Genomic DNA, 16,232 nt, shown 5'->3' with positions numbered 1-16,232 from the left:
TGTATGCCAGAACGCAAGCGGCTCTTCATGAAAATCCTTAAGGCCGAACTGGAAGACTGTCTCGAAGATGTGGAAGATTTAAAAAACCTCTATGAACGACGTTTATTAAAAAATGATGTAACCAACTATGTCTATCATGAAAACGAAGCTCTGCTGAAACGGGAGCTAAATGGTATCCGCAAGGCTCTGGAAGCCCTTGATCTGATAGAAATTGATACATATGAAAATGTAGATACACTTGCCGCTGCTGTAGATGCCATGATACAAAAGAAGGTACTGGAATACGAAGACCCCGAAGCGGTTTACCAGATTGCAAAGCGTAAACTTCTCAAGGTCTTACGATATGTGAATGAGCGAACAAACTAAAACTAAGAGAGGAGTCTATGGATATTCAACTGCAGGAACTGATTGATAAAATAAAGAAAGACGGAGTTGAGTCTGCCTCTGCCCAGGCTGAAACTATTATTCAGGAAGCCCATGCAGAGGCTCGAAAGCTAGTAGAAGCTGCAAAAAAAGAAGCTGATGCAATTGTAACCGCCGGGAAACGGGATGCGGAGCGGTCAGAAAAAGCAGGTATCGCCGCGATTGAGCAGGCCGCCCGCAACCTTATTATCAGTTTTCAGGCCGAGATCCAGAAACTTCTGGATGCGGTGGTAAAACGGGAAGTTACCGCCGCCTTCGATGATGAAGCCCTTAAGACCGCAATTCCCCAAATTGTCAGCGAATGGGCTAAAAAAGAAAGCGATAATCTGGCAATACTTCTTCAGAATGATGCCCTACAGCGGCTTGAGGGCTATTTTACTAAGAAACTTGCTTCCGAACTTGCAAAGGGTGTTGAACTAAAATCGGACCGAAATCTTTCGGCGGGGTTCCGCATCGCATCTAAAGACGGTTCTGCCTATTATGATTTTTCTGCAGAGGCTGTGGCTGAGCTTATGTCAGCCTATCTTAATCCCCGCCTTTCTGAGCTTCTTAAGTCGGTAGTAAAGGGGTTATAAATCGTGGGAGCCTATTATTATCTGGTTTCACAGCTGCCATCCCTCTCCTACGGTGTTTCGGCGGCCATTGAAATCAAGGACTTTGTAGAGCTGTGCAGGACCTTTCTTTCAGCCCAGGACTTTGCTCTGCTTCAATATTGCCGTCTGGACCCGGAAGGAACTCAACCCCTTTCCCTCGGACAGGGTTTTCAGCTGATGCCTGAAAGCCTGGGTTCTTCGTTACTGGATAACTGGCGGGTTTGGGAACGGGCTCTGAGGCTTCATCTTGCGCGTCTTAGGCTTCAGCATGTTAAACGGGAACAACAATTTCTTGCAGATGCCCCGGCAGATCCAATGGATGCTACAATGGTTGCAAAACAAGCGGTTGCCATAGAGTCACCTCTCGAGGCTGAATTATTCCTGGACCGGGCCCGTTGGTCCGCTATCGAATCCCTGCAAGGCTTCGATTATTTTGGCCGGGATACGGTCTATGCTTATTATCTTAAACTTCAGCTTTTGGAACGGAAACAGAAATTCAAGGTAGATGAAGGTTTTGAAGCTTATCAGGGGCTTTATGCCTCCATTATGGATGCAGCTCAATCTAGAATATATGCGGGAGAACCGAAATGATCGGAACTAAGGGTACAGTAGTAGCCGTTAATGGCAATATGGTCGGTGTTCGTTTCGACGGGATTGTCTCGATGAACGAAGTCGGCTATGTAAAGGTTCAAGATAAACGTTTAAAAAGTGAAGTCATCCGTATCAGGGGCGATCTTTGCTTCCTTCAGGTCTTTGAAATGACCAAGGGAATCGCTGTCGGTGATATGGTCGAATTTACCGGTGATATGCTCTCTGTAGAGGTTGGTCCCGGCCTGCTTGGCCAGGTATTTGATGGTCTGCAAAACCCCCTGCCAAAGCTGGCAGAAGAAGCGGGCTATTTCCTCGAACGGGGAATTTACCTCGATGCCCTTCCTTTGGATGCAGAATGGGAATTTACCCCTGTTGCCAAGGTCGGCGATACGGTAGAGCGGGGAGACACCCTGGGTACCGTACCGGAGGGAGCCTTTACCCATCAGATTATGGTTCCCTTTAACATGTATGGCCGTTATACGGTTGCTTCTATCAAACCAAAGGGAACTTACCACGTACGGGATGCCATCGCTGAACTGGACGATGGCAAGGGTAACCGAATCCCCGTAGCCATGTCCTTCCGGTGGCCGGTAAAACGGGCGGTCGACTGCTATGCTGAACGGCTGAAGCCTGTGGACCCCATGGTCACCAAGGTCCGACTTATCGATACCTTCTTCCCTGTAGCCCGTGGCGGCACTTATTGTATTCCCGGTCCTTTCGGAGCCGGAAAGACAGTACTTCAGCAGATCACGAGCCGCCACGCCGATGTGGATGTGGTTATCATCGCTGCCTGTGGTGAACGGGCCGGTGAGGTTGTAGAAACCCTTAAGGAATTCCCTGAACTGCTGGACCCCAAAACGGGCCGATCCCTCATGGAACGGACCATTATTATCTGTAATACCTCCTCCATGCCCGTAGCCGCCCGGGAAGCATCGGTATATACGGCGGTAACCCTGGCGGAATACTATCGCCAGATGGGACTCCATGTACTGCTTCTGGCGGACTCTACCAGCCGCTGGGCCCAGGCTATGCGTGAAATGTCAGGCCGGCTCGAGGAAATCCCCGGTGAAGAAGCCTTCCCGGCCTACCTTGAATCGGTTATTGCCGCCTTCTATGAACGGGCTGGTATTGTCCGGCTAAAGGATGGCCGCACCGGCTCTGTAACCATCGGTGGTACCGTATCTCCCGCAGGGGGTAACTTTGAGGAACCGGTTACCCAGGCAACACTTAAGGTTGTCGGCGCCTTTCATGGCCTTTCCCGTGAACGCTCCGATGCCCGCAAGTACCCAGCTATTCATCCTCTGGATTCCTGGTCCAAATATCGCGGTATCATTGACTCAGAAAAAGTTGCCTATGCCCATAAATTTATGTTCCGCGGCAGTGAAGTAGAACAGATGATGAAGGTTGTTGGTGAGGAAGGCACCAGTCTGGATGACTTTATCATCTATCTAAAGGGTAATTTCCTCGATTCTGTATATTTCCAGCAAAACTCCTTTGATGCGGTCGATGCGGCGGTCAGCCCTGAACGGCAGAAACATGTCTTTGCCATACTGCTGAACATTCTTGCTTCCCAGTTTAAGTTTAAAGACAAGGAAGATGCCCGAAGCTGGTTTAACCGGCTCAGGCAGAAATTCCTGGACTACAATGGTTCTGAATGGAAGAGCGAACGTTTTGTAGCTCTGGAAAAGGAAATTCTGGATGCAGTTTCCGAACGCTCCGCGGGTCTTGATAAAAACGCGGAAAAGATTCTTGCTTAGGACGGAGTGGCGAAATGAAAAAGGTATACAGTAAAATAGAATCCATTACCGGTAACGTCATTACCGTTCGTGCAACGGATGTACGCTACGGAGACCTTGCCGAAATTGATACTACTTTTGGAACTTCCCTGGCAGAAGTAATCCGTCTGCAGGATGACCTGGTATCTCTGCAAGTCTTTGCCGGCGGCCGCGGTATTTCTACCGGCGATACGGTTCGATTCTTGGGACACCCCATGCGGGTTTCCTTCTCAGAAAACTTAATGGGCCGGGTTTTTACCGGATCCGGCGCGCCCCGGGATAAGGGACCGGAAATGAAGGAAAACCTAATCCCCATCGGCGGTCCTTCGGTTAATCCTTCCAAACGGATCATTCCCCGGCGGATGATCCGCACGGGTATCCCCATGATCGACCTCTTTAATACCCTGGTGGTTTCACAGAAACTCCCGATTTTCTCCGTTTCTGGTGAACCCTACAATGAACTATTGGCCCGGATCGCCATGCAAGCCGAAGTCGATGTCATTATTTTGGGCGGTATGGGGCTCAAATACGACGACTACCTTTACTTTAAGGATACTTTGGAAGAAGGGGGCGCCCTTTCCCGGACCGTCATGTTTGTACATACCGCGGCAGACCCTGTGGTTGAATGTCTTATGGTCCCCGATATTTCCCTCGCAGTGGCAGAGCAGTTCGCCCTTCAGGGCAAGGATGTGTTGGTGTTGCTTACCGACATGACCAACTTTGCCGATGCCATGAAGGAAATCGCCATTACCCAGGAACAGGTACCTTCTAACCGTGGTTATCCTGGTGATCTTTACAGCCAGCTTGCTGCCCGGTATGAAAAGGCCGTCGATTTTGATACCGCCGGGTCCATCACCATCCTTGGTGTTACCACCATGCCCGGTGACGACGTAACCCACCCGGTGCCGGACAATACGGGGTATATTACCGAAGGCCAGTACTACTTGAAAAATGGCCGTATCGAACCCTTCGGATCCCTTTCCCGTTTGAAACAGCAGGTTAACGGTAAAACCCGACCAGACCATCGAGCGCTTATGGACGGTATGATTAAATTGTATGCCGCCTATAAGGATACCCTGGAAAAGAAGGCCATGGGCTTTATGATGTCCGACTGGGACTCTAAACTTCTGAAATACGGCGAACTCTTTGAAAAAGAAATGATGGATCTTTCGGTTAACATCCCCCTGGAACGGGCCCTTGACCTGGGCTGGGAAATCCTTGCTTCCTGTTTCTCCCCCGAAGAAACGGGATTAAGAACCGAACTCATCAATACATACTGGCCGAAAAAAGCTTAAGGCCGGAGGAGCTATGGCTAAGATTAAGCTTACGAAGAATGAGCTGAAAAAACAGAAGGATGCACTGAAAATGTATCAGCGCTATCTTCCGACGCTCATGCTTAAAAAACAACAGCTCCAAATGGAAATCCGGAACACCGAAAGCCGGATCCGTACCCTCATAGCCGAAAAGGATAGGGTGAATGAACAGTTTAAGTCCTGGATAGCCGTCTTTGGTGAGCAGGGCTACTTTACCCCGGAACTGCTGTCTGTGACTTCTTTAAGAATAGAAACAGGGAACATTGCCGGTGTTGAAATTCCCGTCTTTAAGGGGGCCGAATTCGAGGTGCAACCCTATGACCTCCTCAGGACGCCCCTGTGGCTCGATACGGCGGTGGAACGGATGCGGCAGGTGCTGCTTCTCGACCTGGAAGCCAAAACCCTGGAAGAGCAGCAACGCCGGCTTGAACGGGAACTGCGTACCACAACCCAGCGGGTTAATCTTTTTGAAAAGGTTAAGATTCCCGAGACCAAGGCAAACATTAAGAAAATAAGGGTCTATTTGGGTGATCAACAGACCGCAGCAGTGGTACGAGGCAAAATTGCCAAACGTGGAATGGAGAGGGCCGCAGAATGATTGTACCAATGAAAAAGGTCGCTCTTGTTGTTTTTGATCGTGAACGGGAAGCCTCACTGGAGGCCTTACGAAAGCTGGGAGTGGTTCATCTGGAACGTAAAAATGTTAGCTCCGATGGGCTCAGCAGCGTTATGGAACTAAAAATTCAGGCTGAACATGCATTGGGAATACTTCGTAATGCCGCTACTAAGGAAGAAACCAATACCAGTATCGTTCAAAAAACAGAGCCCGCTGCACTGATACAGGAGGTTCTGCGTTTAGCTGATCAGAAAAAACAGGAACAGGAGCTCCTTGCAGCAGACATAAAGGAATTACATAGAATCGCAGCCTGGGGTGATTTTGAACCGGCTAGCCTGGAAGACCTAAGAAAGCAGGGTATTACGCTTATCCCCTATGAACTGCCTAAAAAGGTGTACGAGAAGCTTGATCCCGCAGTTTCTATAATAGTTCTTTCTGAAGATAAGACCCTCGTACGCTGTGTTGTGGTAGGGGACCCGATCCCTGGCGAACAGCCCTTTGCATTGCCTGAACTTTCATATTCTGCTCTCTCAAATCGGATTGCTCAGCGTAAACAAACCATCGCCGATATAGAAAAGAAACTCTCAGAGCTTTCTTCTCAGATGTATCTCATAGAGCGGGAACTCCAGAGGTTAAACGAACAGGCAGAGTTTGAAGCCGCCAAGGCCAGTATGGAAGTTACAGAGGACACCCCACCGGAACTGGCAATTTCCTGGATCACCGGGTATATTCCCGCTGATGCAGCGGGTAAGCTGAAACGAGCCGCCGCAGAGTATGGATGGGCACTCATTATCGATGACCCCAATGAAGGAGATAGGCCGCCTACGCTTGTACGAAATCCGGCCTATATTCGGATTGTACAGCCCATATTTGACCTCTTAGGCACGGTCCCGGGGTATCACGAATATGACATTAGTATGTCATTCCTCGTATTTTTCTCTCTATTTTTTGCCATGATTATTGGAGATGCAGGTTATGGTGTCCTAATTCTCCTTTTAAGTCTCTATTTTGGTTTTAAGGGAAAAAAGAAGACCGGCAAATTCGCAGACGGAATTCTGTTATTACTATTGCTTTCTTCGGTTACTATTATATGGGGTGCCATTAACGGAACCTGGTTTGCCTTGCCTTATGACAGCCTTCCCGCTTTCCTGAAAGCTTTGGTAATACCACCCTTCAGACCAAATCCTTCACTAGCACCAAAGGAAGCTGCCCGGCTCGTTCAGCAAAACATAAAGCACCTTTGCTTTATCATTGGAACAGTTCAGCTCGTATGGGCCCATATGAAGAATATTAAAAAAGCCCTGCCATCGCTGACCGCCTTTGCACAGCTCGGATGGCTTTCCATGGTATTGGGCCTCTATTTCCTCGTTCTGAACCTGGTTCTCGATAAAACCGCCTTTCCCGTACCACCCTTTGCAATCTGGATGATTGGTGGAGGCCTTGCAACCTATTTTGTTTTTGCTGAACAGAAGGGAGGCAATTTTATAGCAAACATTCTTAAAAGCTTTGCCAACTTCCTGCCCACCTTCCTGTCTGCAGTTTCAAGTTTCTCTGATATAATCAGCTATATCCGTCTCTTTGCGGTTGGACTTGCAGGATTTGCCATTGCTGAAAGCTTTAATGGCATGGCTGCTGGGCTTCCCGCCGGTATGGTCAGAATCCTTGCTGGAGCGTTAATTCTGTTCTTTGGTCATGGATTAAACCTGGCAATGAGCGCTCTCTCGGTAGTCGTTCATGGTGTACGGCTTAATATGTTGGAATACTCCGGCCATCTCGGAATGGAATGGTCTGGTGTCAAATATTCGCCCTTTGCTGTCAAGGAAACAGCCCAGCAATAGGGCATATTACATGATAAGGAGAAGATTATGGATATCGGAATGATTGGCGTTGCTGCTGCATTGGGTCTTTCAGCTTTTGGTTCTGCACTGGGAGCCGGTATTGCCGGTATGACCGCAATTGGGTCTTGGAAAAAGTGTTTTCTGCAGAATAAGCCTGTACCATTCCTGTTAGTGGCCTTTGCCGGCGCTCCGCTTACTCAAACCATTTATGGTTTTATATTGATGAACGCAATCCGCAGCGGGGGGCTCGATGGAGTTGGTAAGCTCGCAGTTGGACTTTTTGCTGGGCTTGCCATGGGTGCTTCTGCTCTGTATCAGGGCAAGGCTGCAGCTTATGCCTCCGATGCTCTTGCTGAAACCGGACAGGGCTTTGGTAACTATATTTTGGTCGTCGGTCTTATCGAAACCGTAGCCCTCTTTGTGATGGTTTTCTCCTTGGGTATTGCTGGTTAAGCGGTTACCTTCCACGGAGCAACGGAGAACCCGGCAGCATGATTGCTGTAAAAGGTTTCTAAACATTAACGCTTTAGAAGCCATTGAGGAACCGGATTCTCCGTATTTTGTTGTGGAAACTCATGAAACAAAATCAAATGGTCCGGGTTGTAAAAATTGGTGGTTTTGACCACCTTTCTTCTGTGCTGGTAGGCGGTGCCTATCCTGTGGCAGTTCAAACCATGTGGAAGGATCGGCTCGATGAAACATCTTTACAGGGTGAATCGGGTAAACATATAGAAACGCGGATTGATAAACTGCAGAAACTTGGCTGCAGCCTCTTAAGATTTGCAGTACCTGATCTAGCTGCTGCGGATGTCTTGGGTGAACTTGCCAAGCGGGTAACCATGCCCCTCGTCGCAGACATCCACTTCGATTATAAAATTGCCCTTCGCTGTCTCGATTTCCCTATAGCTAAAATACGGATAAATCCTGGTAATATCGGCTCCCTTGATAAGGTTAAAGCAGTTGCAGCTAAGGCTGCTGAAAAGGGAGTTCCTATCAGAATTGGAATTAATGCAGGAAGCTTGCCAGCAGATCTGCGAAAAGCTGTAGACGAACAACAAATGACACGGGCTGAAGCTCTCGTAAGCACTGCGGAGCGGGAATTGGAAATATTTGAAACCCTGAATTTTAAAAATGTACTTTTATCCATGAAGGCTTCTTCTATTTATGATACATTGGAAGCTAACCGCCTGATTGCTAAAAGAACCGATGTGCCCCTTCATCTAGGGGTGACTGAAGCAGGTCCCCTTATACCAGGTATCGTTCGCAATTCTATTGCTTTGCATACCCTCTTAGCGGAAGGTATTGGCGCTACGATTCGGGTATCCCTGTCGGATACGATGGAAAACGAAGTCATTGCGGGGCGGGAAATTGTTAGCGCAGTGGCTGATTCTAGTGGCAAGGGAGTAAACGGACAGGGAGTTATTATCGTATCATGCCCCCGTTGTGGTCGAAACAGTTTCGATACCCATGCCTTTACTGAACGGTGGCGTGATACCCTCTATATGATGAAAAAAGATATCACAGTGGCCATCATGGGGTGTGCTGTTAATGGTCCCGGTGAGGCACGCCATGCTGACATTGGTATCACTGGTGCGGGTAATAAGGTTCTCATTTTTAGACACGGTAACATTGTTCGAACTGTCGCTGTTACTGAGGCAGACCAGGCATTCAAAGAAGAGCTGGAAAAGTTATGAAATATCGAGGTGTAATCTTATTTGTAGTAAGCACCCTGTTCATCAACATTACCGTACTGCCACTATCTGCACAAACAAACGGTGAACCCTATTGGTTGTTACTGGAAAGGGGTAAACAATACTATCGTAGTAAGACGTACGGGAAAGCCCTTATCGCCTTTGAGGATGCAAAAAGAACAAGAAATGAATTGTATTTGAGGATGCAAAAAGATTTTATAGAGTTCCTTTCAGCAGACGAAGTCCGAGTATTAGGAGATTCTATCAATAAGATTTCATTATATTTAAAAGATAGACCTAATAAGCGGATCTCTGATATTTTATCTGAAATACATTATCATTTTCCTGAATCGATAATTCAAGATTCTGCACAAAAAATAATTTCATTATTTGATATATTACGTTTGTATCCTGAAGCGGAATATTGGATTGGTGAAGTGTATCGGGAAGAAGGAGAAGCTGCTATTGCACTACAGCAATATATGAGAGCCCTTTCTCAGCAGCATATTGTTGGTAACGAAGAATTTACGACCCAAATACAATATAAAATTGCTGATATGTATCATATCCTCGGTAATTATCCCCAATATGAAAAAACATTAATAGAAATTGTATCAAAGGACAGCCTCTGGAATGGTGATTCCCGTTCCGAATCCTTTATGAGAACAGCGATGTTTAGAACCTTAATCGATGATGGGGTAAACCGCTTTCTTACACTCTATAGACATGAGGATACACAAGCAGAACGAGCTCATCGGATACTTGGATTCTATTATTACGCAACAGGTCGGTATGATAAATCGATTGAACATCTAACCTATGCATTTCTTATTCAGAATTCTATGTTGATAAAAGAATATCAGCTTCGTGAATATGGTTTTGTTTTTAATGACTACTTGGACTTAATACATAGGCTCGTCCGATTTTCAGATCTTGAAACTTATATACAAGATGTAGATTATTATAAAACTAACTATTATTTAGCTGCAGCATTATATGCAACAGGACGGCGAAGTACAGCAATGTATTTATGGACGGTGCTATCAAAAAATACCAGAACAAGCGAATGGCAAAAACGATCTCAGATGCAATTGAAAAATCCCTATATAGAACCAATTAATGAACGACCTTAGGAGGATAATGTATGAAATTACGAACCACTTTATTGGCATGTATCATTATGCTCATACTGGGACCATCTGTTTTTGCTGATCACGACAAAGGAACAGGTATTGGTGGTGTCCTTGGAAGTAATTTTGGTATTGATGGGGCAGGAGCTAATTTAGGAATTAGTCTTAAGTTACCAACAATTCCCATTTTTTGGGCCGCATATCTGGGAATTCATAATGATAATATTGCATTTGGTATAACTGGCGATAAATATATAATTGATCAGGATCTAGTAACCGAAAAAGATTTTAATTTAGATTGGTATTTTGGAATCGGTGGCTATCTAAATATGGGAACTATTAATGGTGATTTTTTATCAGCCGCTGGTGTCCGGTTTCCTGTAGGGCTTTCATGGCATATCAATAAAGAATACGAAATGTTTCTTGCCCTTGATCCTTCTATTGGGTTATCCATCTCACCGGACCTTAAATTCCCTGATTTATATTTTGCCGCAGAATTGGGGGTACGGTATTGGATGAAAAAATAGGGAGGTTGGAGATGAATAAGATTGTCTTAAAAGCACAAGACCTGGATGGTTATTTAACAGAAAGCGATAAAAACCATATTGCTACCATGGATTCCTTGTTCCGTCAGGTCATGCTTTCATTTAGTATTCTTTCTACTACTAAATCAACCGCTGAACGGCATCGGGAAGAACAGAACCTGATTGAATTATATAATGAAATGGGCCGAATGATGCAGGATATATGTAAGGAAGAAAAGGGTATTCATGTATATTCTTTTCTTACGCCTCAAGAAAGTCATCCTGAAGCATCTCGGCTTATAGCAAAACTCAGGGATGTTCGGACTGGTGGACAGGAATTTGTATACTATATACAAAGAGCCTATGAAATGCTGTTTAAGCTGGCCTTTGCGGGTACCCAGGTCTCAAGCAAGAACTATCTCATTGTAAAAACTCCTGTTACTGTTCCGGTACAAAATTATGCAGTACATAAGATTCCAAATATTGATGATAAAATTGAAAATACCGTCATGTGTGTTATGTTGCGGGGTGCCCTGCTTCCCTCTATGATTATGTCAAAGGAAATACAGGAATACTCATCCCATGGTTATGTAACTCCCTTTGCGTTATTTAAAATAAAACGGGATGACTCTAAACACGAAAATGATATGGAATATATCCTGGATTTAGAAAAATCTTATTTTGATCTAGAAAAATTAAATGATAAAGATCTTATTTTCGCTGATCCCATGAATGCCACTGGCGGCAGTCTTGTTACTGTTGTAAAATACCTGCTTGATCAAGGAGTTAAACCACGATCTGTTCAATTCTTTAATGTAATATCTGCATTAAAGGGTGCATTGCGAGTTGTACGGGCTCTTGAAAACTGCAAAGTCTACACACTTTGGATGGATCCAGTACTAAATGAGGCCGCATATATACTTCCAGGGCTTGGGGATGCTGGAGACCGAATAAATGGGAAAGATGGTGAAGACCATCCTCGAAATATTATGCAGCTTATTGCAGATTATGGATCTAATATTGCAAATCTCTATCGATCCCAATTGCGAGAAATTGAGGATACTGTGCTTGGTTAATGCATGAAACCTGCTTATTTTGGATTTACATGTATAATTGCTGTATATTTACTCGTACTATCCTGTGTTTCTGGGCCAGCATCTATATCTGAAGAAGAATTATATTCTCTAGGAAAAGCTTACTATGATTTAGGTAAATATACAGAAGCTGAAATTTGGTTTCAGAAAGCAAGCAAATACTCAAAAACAAAGAATGCTTCCATGTATTATCTTGGGAGAATTGCTTTCCAGCAACAAAAGTATACAAAAGCAGCTAGTATCTTTGAAATCTTACTAAACAAAGATAAGGATAATGTTATTTTACTTAAGGCTGCTGCTTTTTCAAATCTGAAGGCTTTAAATTTTGAAAAGGCAGAACTGTATTATAGAAGGGTAATTGAACTAGTTCCTGAAAGCAAAGAAAGCAAATATGGATATGCCCTCGTGTTATATGGTATACAAAAGTATTCAGAATCCTATCAATTATTAAAAGAAATGAAGGCCGATGATGGTAATGATAAAGACGCATTACTTCTTCTTGCAAGAACAGAAAAAATGCTAGCATACCCAGAAGCGATTGATCATTATTCACAATGGCTTAAAAAAAACGATGATCCACAAATTCTTAAAGAATATGCAGAAGTTGCAGAGCAACTTGCATTGTATAGTCGTGCAATAGAAGCATTAAAAAAAATTAAACAAACGAATCGGGAAGAGTTAGCTGGTTTACAAAAAGGTGAGGTGGATTTTCGTATCGGTCGGCTTATCATATTCGCGGACCCTTTGGATAACCAAGGATTTAAACATATTGAATCAGCTCTTTCAGCAGGTTATCAAAATAAGGAACAATTTGATGTCTTGCTTGCTGACACTCGTTTAACAGAAACTCAAAAACGAACACTTCAGACTTTATTCTATGATAATAAAGACCATGAAAAAAAGTATTAATTTATGTTACAGATTTCGGATTTTATTAAAAGAATAAAGGGGATATCCAAGAAGAACTCAAGGAATCCCCATTTATCTTTTAATATTTTTATCCTAAACGATTAGAAATGAATTCTGGTTTCAAAGGTAAGAGACGGACTGGTTGTATATTCTGGGTCTGCTAAAGTAGGATCGACTGTATAAACCGCATTATTAGTAAGCAGAATAGCAAAATCAACAGTACTTGCTATTGGAATAACAACTTCTCCTGTAAGTATGGTATTTTCATTAACCAGAGCATTATCCCTACTTAAGGCGTAGGCAAAACCCGTATGTGCATAGGTTAATGATCCAGAAATATCATAGAAAGGTACGAGGCCTTTTTTGAGTACTAGTTTAGCAAGAATATAGTCTTGTTGCGAAATATAACTCCATGATGCAGAACTATCGGGACTCCAGGGCACCATGTACCCCGCAGTAAATTGGATCTTATCTCTAAAGAGGTCAAATCCAGCTTCACCATAAATGCCATGTACGGTTACATCGTTAGATGGGTTTGTTGTAGTAAGTAAATCATAGAAGGCCTTAGCATATTTTACTCTATTCCGATCATAGGTGCCATCAAAAAAGGTTGGTCTATAGGCTCCCCGGTAATATCTATATTCTAAGCGCCAATCTACAAAGATGAATTTACCCATGAATCCAGAAATAACCCCATAGTTTCTTAAGGCATTAAAATTATTGCCATAGGAATCATCATAAATAGCTTGATATTGGAAACCAGAACTAAGTTGTCCAGTGTCTACTCGATTATACGGAGCTACAGCTGCTACATCGGCAAATGCTCTCAGGCTAAATGCGCTTAATTTAAGTATAGGAATATCAATATCAAAAGCTGACCCAATAATCATTGGATCTCCTATTTGTTCTTTTTCTTGATCTGTTAGAGCGCCTACTGGATTAATATCTGCAATAGCACTTATACCAATGAAAGATAGTTTTAATCTTCCACCAAATATTTCTGGTTTTCCAAGGTCGTTTACAATCCCTTCAAATCCAAAGGTTTTGCCTTCAAATCCTGCATTAACACCAACTTTTCTTATAGATGGGAAATCTGCATTATTGGCATAATTACGCATGAGTACCCCATGCCCTATAGTCATATCTGAAAGATTGCCGATTTTCAGATATACAGGATCTACCATGGGTTGACCATATTCAATATAACGAATTTTTAATGCTAAATCTTGCAATGCATCTTGAGCCCCTTTAGTATAATTTGTTCCCCAGTATTCTGATCCAAAGGACCATTCATTATTACCATTAGGCTGATACCAGCTGTCTGGATTAAATAGATCGTTAGTATAAATAATGGGTAAATAGAGAGCGATTTTGAATTTACCCATATTAAAGGTTGGCTGAACTACAGCTTTAGAATAGGTATTCCCATCGATGACAACTGAACCAATTTCAAAGCCCAGCATATCACCAAGCCAAGCCATCATTTTTGATTCCTGCGCTGAAGCTTTTTTACCAGATGCAGTAGATTTTTGTTCTGATTGAGTATTTGCATCGTTGGTAGTGCTCTTGGCATCCTCTGCTGGCTTTTCTTCTTGGTTAGATGATTTGGAATCCTCATTCTGGGGAACCGATAATGGATCGACGGTTTTAAATTCATCAAGATCTACAAATTCTTGAGCGAGCTGTTCTTGAGTAAATGTGAATGGAATAAAACTAGGACCAAAAACATCAGCAAATTGACCTGCTCCCACCAGAATTGGCTGTACAGTGCCATCTGCAAGGGTCCTTGCAAATTCTACTAAGCCCCTCTGTACGTATACCGCATCTCGGGCACCTTCAATTACGAGCATATTAAAGTCTGTACCTCGTACACCACATACTGCAGAGGGGGTTTTTATCTGATATTTATTACTTCCAGCTGTTTTTGCAGCAACAGTACGGATTTTTCCACTTACTAGGGCAAACTCATTGGTATCTTTTCCAGAAGAGCCCGCAAGTCCTTCTATTTTAAAGCTGGTGTTTCTTGCGATTTTGATGATACTTCCGTTAGGATCCAATTTTAATTCTGCGTTTGTTGCTAATGTCTTAATCGTTTCTCCTGGTAGGATTTCATCACCAATAGAAACGCTACGACTGACACCTGTCTTAGTAATTATTTGGATAAGGCTGTCATCATCAGCGTACATTAAAAGAGCTTTTGGTCCTGATTGAGCCCATACAAAATTTATACTGTACAATAATACTATAAAAAATAGTAACAAATAACGATTATATTTAATTACCATACTATCCTCCTGTAATTAAAACTGAATTGCGCTCATAAGGCTTGAGGTAACCACATAGTCTCCAGATTGTGGATCATAACGCAGATTATATAAAAGGCTTATGATTGCCGGGCCTGTTCTGTAGTTAAATTTAGCACCAATAACAGCGTTTTCTTGGCTTACTAAGTCTTTCCAAAAATTACCGCTACCAACAGGGCTCGGAGCACCAAGGTAATATTTCTCGTACAGTGCATCGAAAGAGAATCCAGCAAGTAATCCTTCAGCAATAGTGAATACTCCCCGCAGATGTGGATAATCATTTATACTACCCAGTTCAGATGGTGGTGCTTTAAAGGGGCCATCAAGAGAAGTCTGAAATATAATCGCATCGGATAATAATGAAAAACCGATGCTTGCAAGCCATCCTGCATATATTGAACCGGCAGCATCTTCCTGAAGGGCTGCATATTTAAGGTGTCTGAACAAATCATAGGATCCATCAAAATAGGTTGGAATAAAGTCTGGGCCTAAGAGTCTTAGTTGTGCTCCATAGAGCACCATATTAATCAATTTCCCCCCAACACCAGCCATAGACCCCCAACGACCCTTTGGTTCAAATGCTAAATCTGAAAAAGCTGCCATACTTACGACAGGAGTATTAAGAACCGGCAGTTTTGTGTCCAGGCCTGCTATGGTAACCGTATCTGCCGTACCGATAGCACTTTTAAAAGCTTCACTTGCATAGCGGAGCGGATCCGTATCTGATGCTACGGTAGCTCCAACCTGCAGGTGTTTAAGTAAGGGGTATTCGGTTCCAGCAAAGGGCCGGACATAAAGACGGCTTCCAACAACATCAAATTTTGCAAGGTTGCCAACAAAGGTTTCAATACCTAAATAGGGAAAATTAAAAAACTGCCCATCTATATCAAGGGCACCACCAAAAATCCTTGTTTCTGGGAGAAACCGTGTATTAGAATAATTCCCCATGATAAAACCATTGCCAAGGGTTCCATCATCAAAAGATCCGAATTTGGCAAATAAGGCATCACCCTTTTGACCATAACGAATATATGCAAATTTCGGTAAATATAACTCTAAGAATGTTTTATCTGCTTTTTCGGGAATCCAATCTGGTTCATAAACTTCAATATCGCTTCCATCTTGCCCCGGTTTAATATTAAAATGTACTGTTACGTCTAGGCCAACTCCGATTTTCCCAAAGGAGATATCCGGTTTTAAAGATAATTTTTGATAGGTTGCAAGGTTCGTGCTTTCTAAAGGAGCCTTTGGATCAATCGGTAAGGTCTCCGTACCTAAACCTAATTCAAATTTAAAACCAAAGGGGTTTTGATTGTTATTTTCTTCAGTTGCACCAAAATGTATAAATGTACATGATATGATAAATATGAATATAACAATTCTTCTCATATGCTCTCCTCCGTACAATCAAATTATATATCATCATTTAAGA

The 16,232-nt window shown here is 43.4% G+C and carries 15 protein-coding genes; 13 read left to right on the top strand and 2 right to left on the bottom strand.

From position 1 onward, the window contains the following. The first annotated feature begins 3 nt into the window (after positions 1 to 3). From SPICA_RS07655 to SPICA_RS07595, 13 genes are all read left to right on the top strand, one after another. Entirely contained in the window at positions 4 to 366 is a 363-nt protein-coding gene (locus SPICA_RS07655) for a hypothetical protein (RefSeq protein WP_013968959.1), read from the top strand. A 17-nt stretch (positions 367 to 383) separates the two neighbouring features. Then, positions 384 to 998 (top strand): ATP synthase subunit E, encoded by a 615-nt coding sequence (locus SPICA_RS07650; RefSeq protein WP_013968958.1) that lies wholly within the window; start codon positions 384 to 386, stop codon positions 996 to 998. 3 nt (positions 999 to 1,001) lie between these two features. Beyond that, positions 1,002 to 1,607, top strand: a complete 606-nt coding sequence (locus SPICA_RS07645; protein WP_013968957.1) for a DUF2764 family protein — start codon at positions 1,002 to 1,004, stop codon at positions 1,605 to 1,607. After that, complete coding sequence (locus SPICA_RS07640) at positions 1,604 to 3,364, top strand: V-type ATP synthase subunit A (RefSeq protein ID WP_013968956.1); 1,761 nt, start codon at positions 1,604 to 1,606, stop codon at positions 3,362 to 3,364. Before SPICA_RS07645 ends, SPICA_RS07640 begins: the two co-directional genes overlap by 4 nt. A gap of 14 nt (positions 3,365 to 3,378) precedes the next feature. After that, on the top strand, positions 3,379 to 4,677 hold the full coding sequence (locus SPICA_RS07635) for a V-type ATP synthase subunit B (protein ID WP_013968955.1): 1,299 nt from the start codon (positions 3,379 to 3,381) through the stop codon (positions 4,675 to 4,677). A 13-nt stretch (positions 4,678 to 4,690) separates the two neighbouring features. After that, a complete protein-coding gene (locus SPICA_RS07630; RefSeq protein ID WP_013968954.1) occupies positions 4,691 to 5,293 on the top strand; it encodes a V-type ATP synthase subunit D in 603 nt (200 codons plus the stop codon). Positions 5,294 to 5,301: 8 nt separating this feature from the next. Further along, positions 5,302 to 7,149, top strand: a complete 1,848-nt coding sequence (locus tag SPICA_RS07625; RefSeq protein ID WP_169311865.1) for a V-type ATP synthase subunit I — start codon at positions 5,302 to 5,304, stop codon at positions 7,147 to 7,149. A gap of 27 nt (positions 7,150 to 7,176) precedes the next feature. Further along, positions 7,177 to 7,602 (top strand): ATP synthase subunit K, encoded by a 426-nt coding sequence (locus SPICA_RS07620; RefSeq protein WP_013968952.1) that lies wholly within the window; start codon positions 7,177 to 7,179, stop codon positions 7,600 to 7,602. Between the two features lie 122 nt (positions 7,603 to 7,724). After that, positions 7,725 to 8,843, top strand: a complete 1,119-nt coding sequence (ispG, locus tag SPICA_RS07615; RefSeq protein WP_013968951.1) for a flavodoxin-dependent (E)-4-hydroxy-3-methylbut-2-enyl-diphosphate synthase — start codon at positions 7,725 to 7,727, stop codon at positions 8,841 to 8,843. After that, positions 8,840 to 9,973, top strand: coding sequence for a tetratricopeptide repeat protein (locus tag SPICA_RS07610; protein ID WP_013968950.1), 1,134 nt, complete (start codon positions 8,840 to 8,842; stop codon positions 9,971 to 9,973). Before ispG ends, SPICA_RS07610 begins: the two co-directional genes overlap by 4 nt. An 11-nt stretch (positions 9,974 to 9,984) precedes the next feature. Beyond that, positions 9,985 to 10,497 (top strand): hypothetical protein, encoded by a 513-nt coding sequence (locus tag SPICA_RS07605; protein ID WP_013968949.1) that lies wholly within the window; start codon positions 9,985 to 9,987, stop codon positions 10,495 to 10,497. A gap of 11 nt (positions 10,498 to 10,508) precedes the next feature. Continuing rightward, a complete protein-coding gene (locus tag SPICA_RS07600; protein WP_013968948.1) occupies positions 10,509 to 11,570 on the top strand; it encodes a uracil phosphoribosyltransferase in 1,062 nt (353 codons plus the stop codon). A gap of 3 nt (positions 11,571 to 11,573) precedes the next feature. After that, entirely contained in the window at positions 11,574 to 12,497 is a 924-nt protein-coding gene (locus SPICA_RS07595; protein WP_013968947.1) for a tetratricopeptide repeat protein, read from the top strand. 101 nt (positions 12,498 to 12,598) lie between these two features. Here SPICA_RS07595 and SPICA_RS07590 read toward each other — a convergent pair whose 3' ends face one another. Beyond that, positions 12,599 to 14,782 carry a FecR family protein gene (locus tag SPICA_RS07590; protein ID WP_013968946.1) on the bottom strand — a complete coding sequence of 728 codons (2,184 nt, stop codon included), beginning with the start codon at positions 14,780 to 14,782 and terminating at the stop codon, positions 12,599 to 12,601. A 15-nt stretch (positions 14,783 to 14,797) separates the two neighbouring features. Then, the gene (locus SPICA_RS07585; RefSeq protein WP_013968945.1) at positions 14,798 to 16,189 is read right to left on the bottom strand and encodes a hypothetical protein; all 1,392 of its coding nucleotides are present in this window, start codon (positions 16,187 to 16,189) and stop codon (positions 14,798 to 14,800) included. Positions 16,190 to 16,232 lie beyond the last annotated feature (43 nt).

This window comes from Gracilinema caldarium DSM 7334 (genome assembly GCF_000219725.1).
Classification (GTDB): domain Bacteria; phylum Spirochaetota; class Spirochaetia; order Treponematales; family Breznakiellaceae; genus Gracilinema; species Gracilinema caldarium.
The sequence above is the reverse complement of the archived record's forward strand: the minus strand, read 5'-3'. Positions and strand labels throughout refer to the sequence as shown.

Bases quoted from the DNA above. Each gene is read 5' to 3' on its own strand.
- SPICA_RS07655 (WP_013968959.1), top strand. From the start codon at position 4: ATGCCAGAACGCAAGCGGCTCTTCATGAAAATCCTTAAGGCCGAACTG.
- SPICA_RS07650 (WP_013968958.1), top strand. From the start codon at position 384: ATGGATATTCAACTGCAGGAACTGATTGATAAAATAAAGAAAGACGGA.
- SPICA_RS07640 (WP_013968956.1), top strand. From the start codon at position 1,604: ATGATCGGAACTAAGGGTACAGTAGTAGCCGTTAATGGCAATATGGTC.
- SPICA_RS07635 (WP_013968955.1), top strand. From the start codon at position 3,379: ATGAAAAAGGTATACAGTAAAATAGAATCCATTACCGGTAACGTCATT.
- SPICA_RS07630 (WP_013968954.1), top strand. From the start codon at position 4,691: ATGGCTAAGATTAAGCTTACGAAGAATGAGCTGAAAAAACAGAAGGAT.
- SPICA_RS07625 (WP_169311865.1), top strand. From the start codon at position 5,302: ATGAAAAAGGTCGCTCTTGTTGTTTTTGATCGTGAACGGGAAGCCTCA.
- SPICA_RS07620 (WP_013968952.1), top strand. From the start codon at position 7,177: ATGGATATCGGAATGATTGGCGTTGCTGCTGCATTGGGTCTTTCAGCT.
- ispG (WP_013968951.1), top strand. From the start codon at position 7,725: ATGAAACAAAATCAAATGGTCCGGGTTGTAAAAATTGGTGGTTTTGAC.
- SPICA_RS07610 (WP_013968950.1), top strand. From the start codon at position 8,840: ATGAAATATCGAGGTGTAATCTTATTTGTAGTAAGCACCCTGTTCATC.
- SPICA_RS07605 (WP_013968949.1), top strand. From the start codon at position 9,985: ATGAAATTACGAACCACTTTATTGGCATGTATCATTATGCTCATACTG.
- SPICA_RS07600 (WP_013968948.1), top strand. From the start codon at position 10,509: ATGAATAAGATTGTCTTAAAAGCACAAGACCTGGATGGTTATTTAACA.
- SPICA_RS07595 (WP_013968947.1), top strand. From the start codon at position 11,574: ATGAAACCTGCTTATTTTGGATTTACATGTATAATTGCTGTATATTTA.
- SPICA_RS07590 (WP_013968946.1), bottom strand. From the start codon at position 14,782: ATGGTAATTAAATATAATCGTTATTTGTTACTATTTTTTATAGTATTA.
- SPICA_RS07585 (WP_013968945.1), bottom strand. From the start codon at position 16,189: ATGAGAAGAATTGTTATATTCATATTTATCATATCATGTACATTTATA.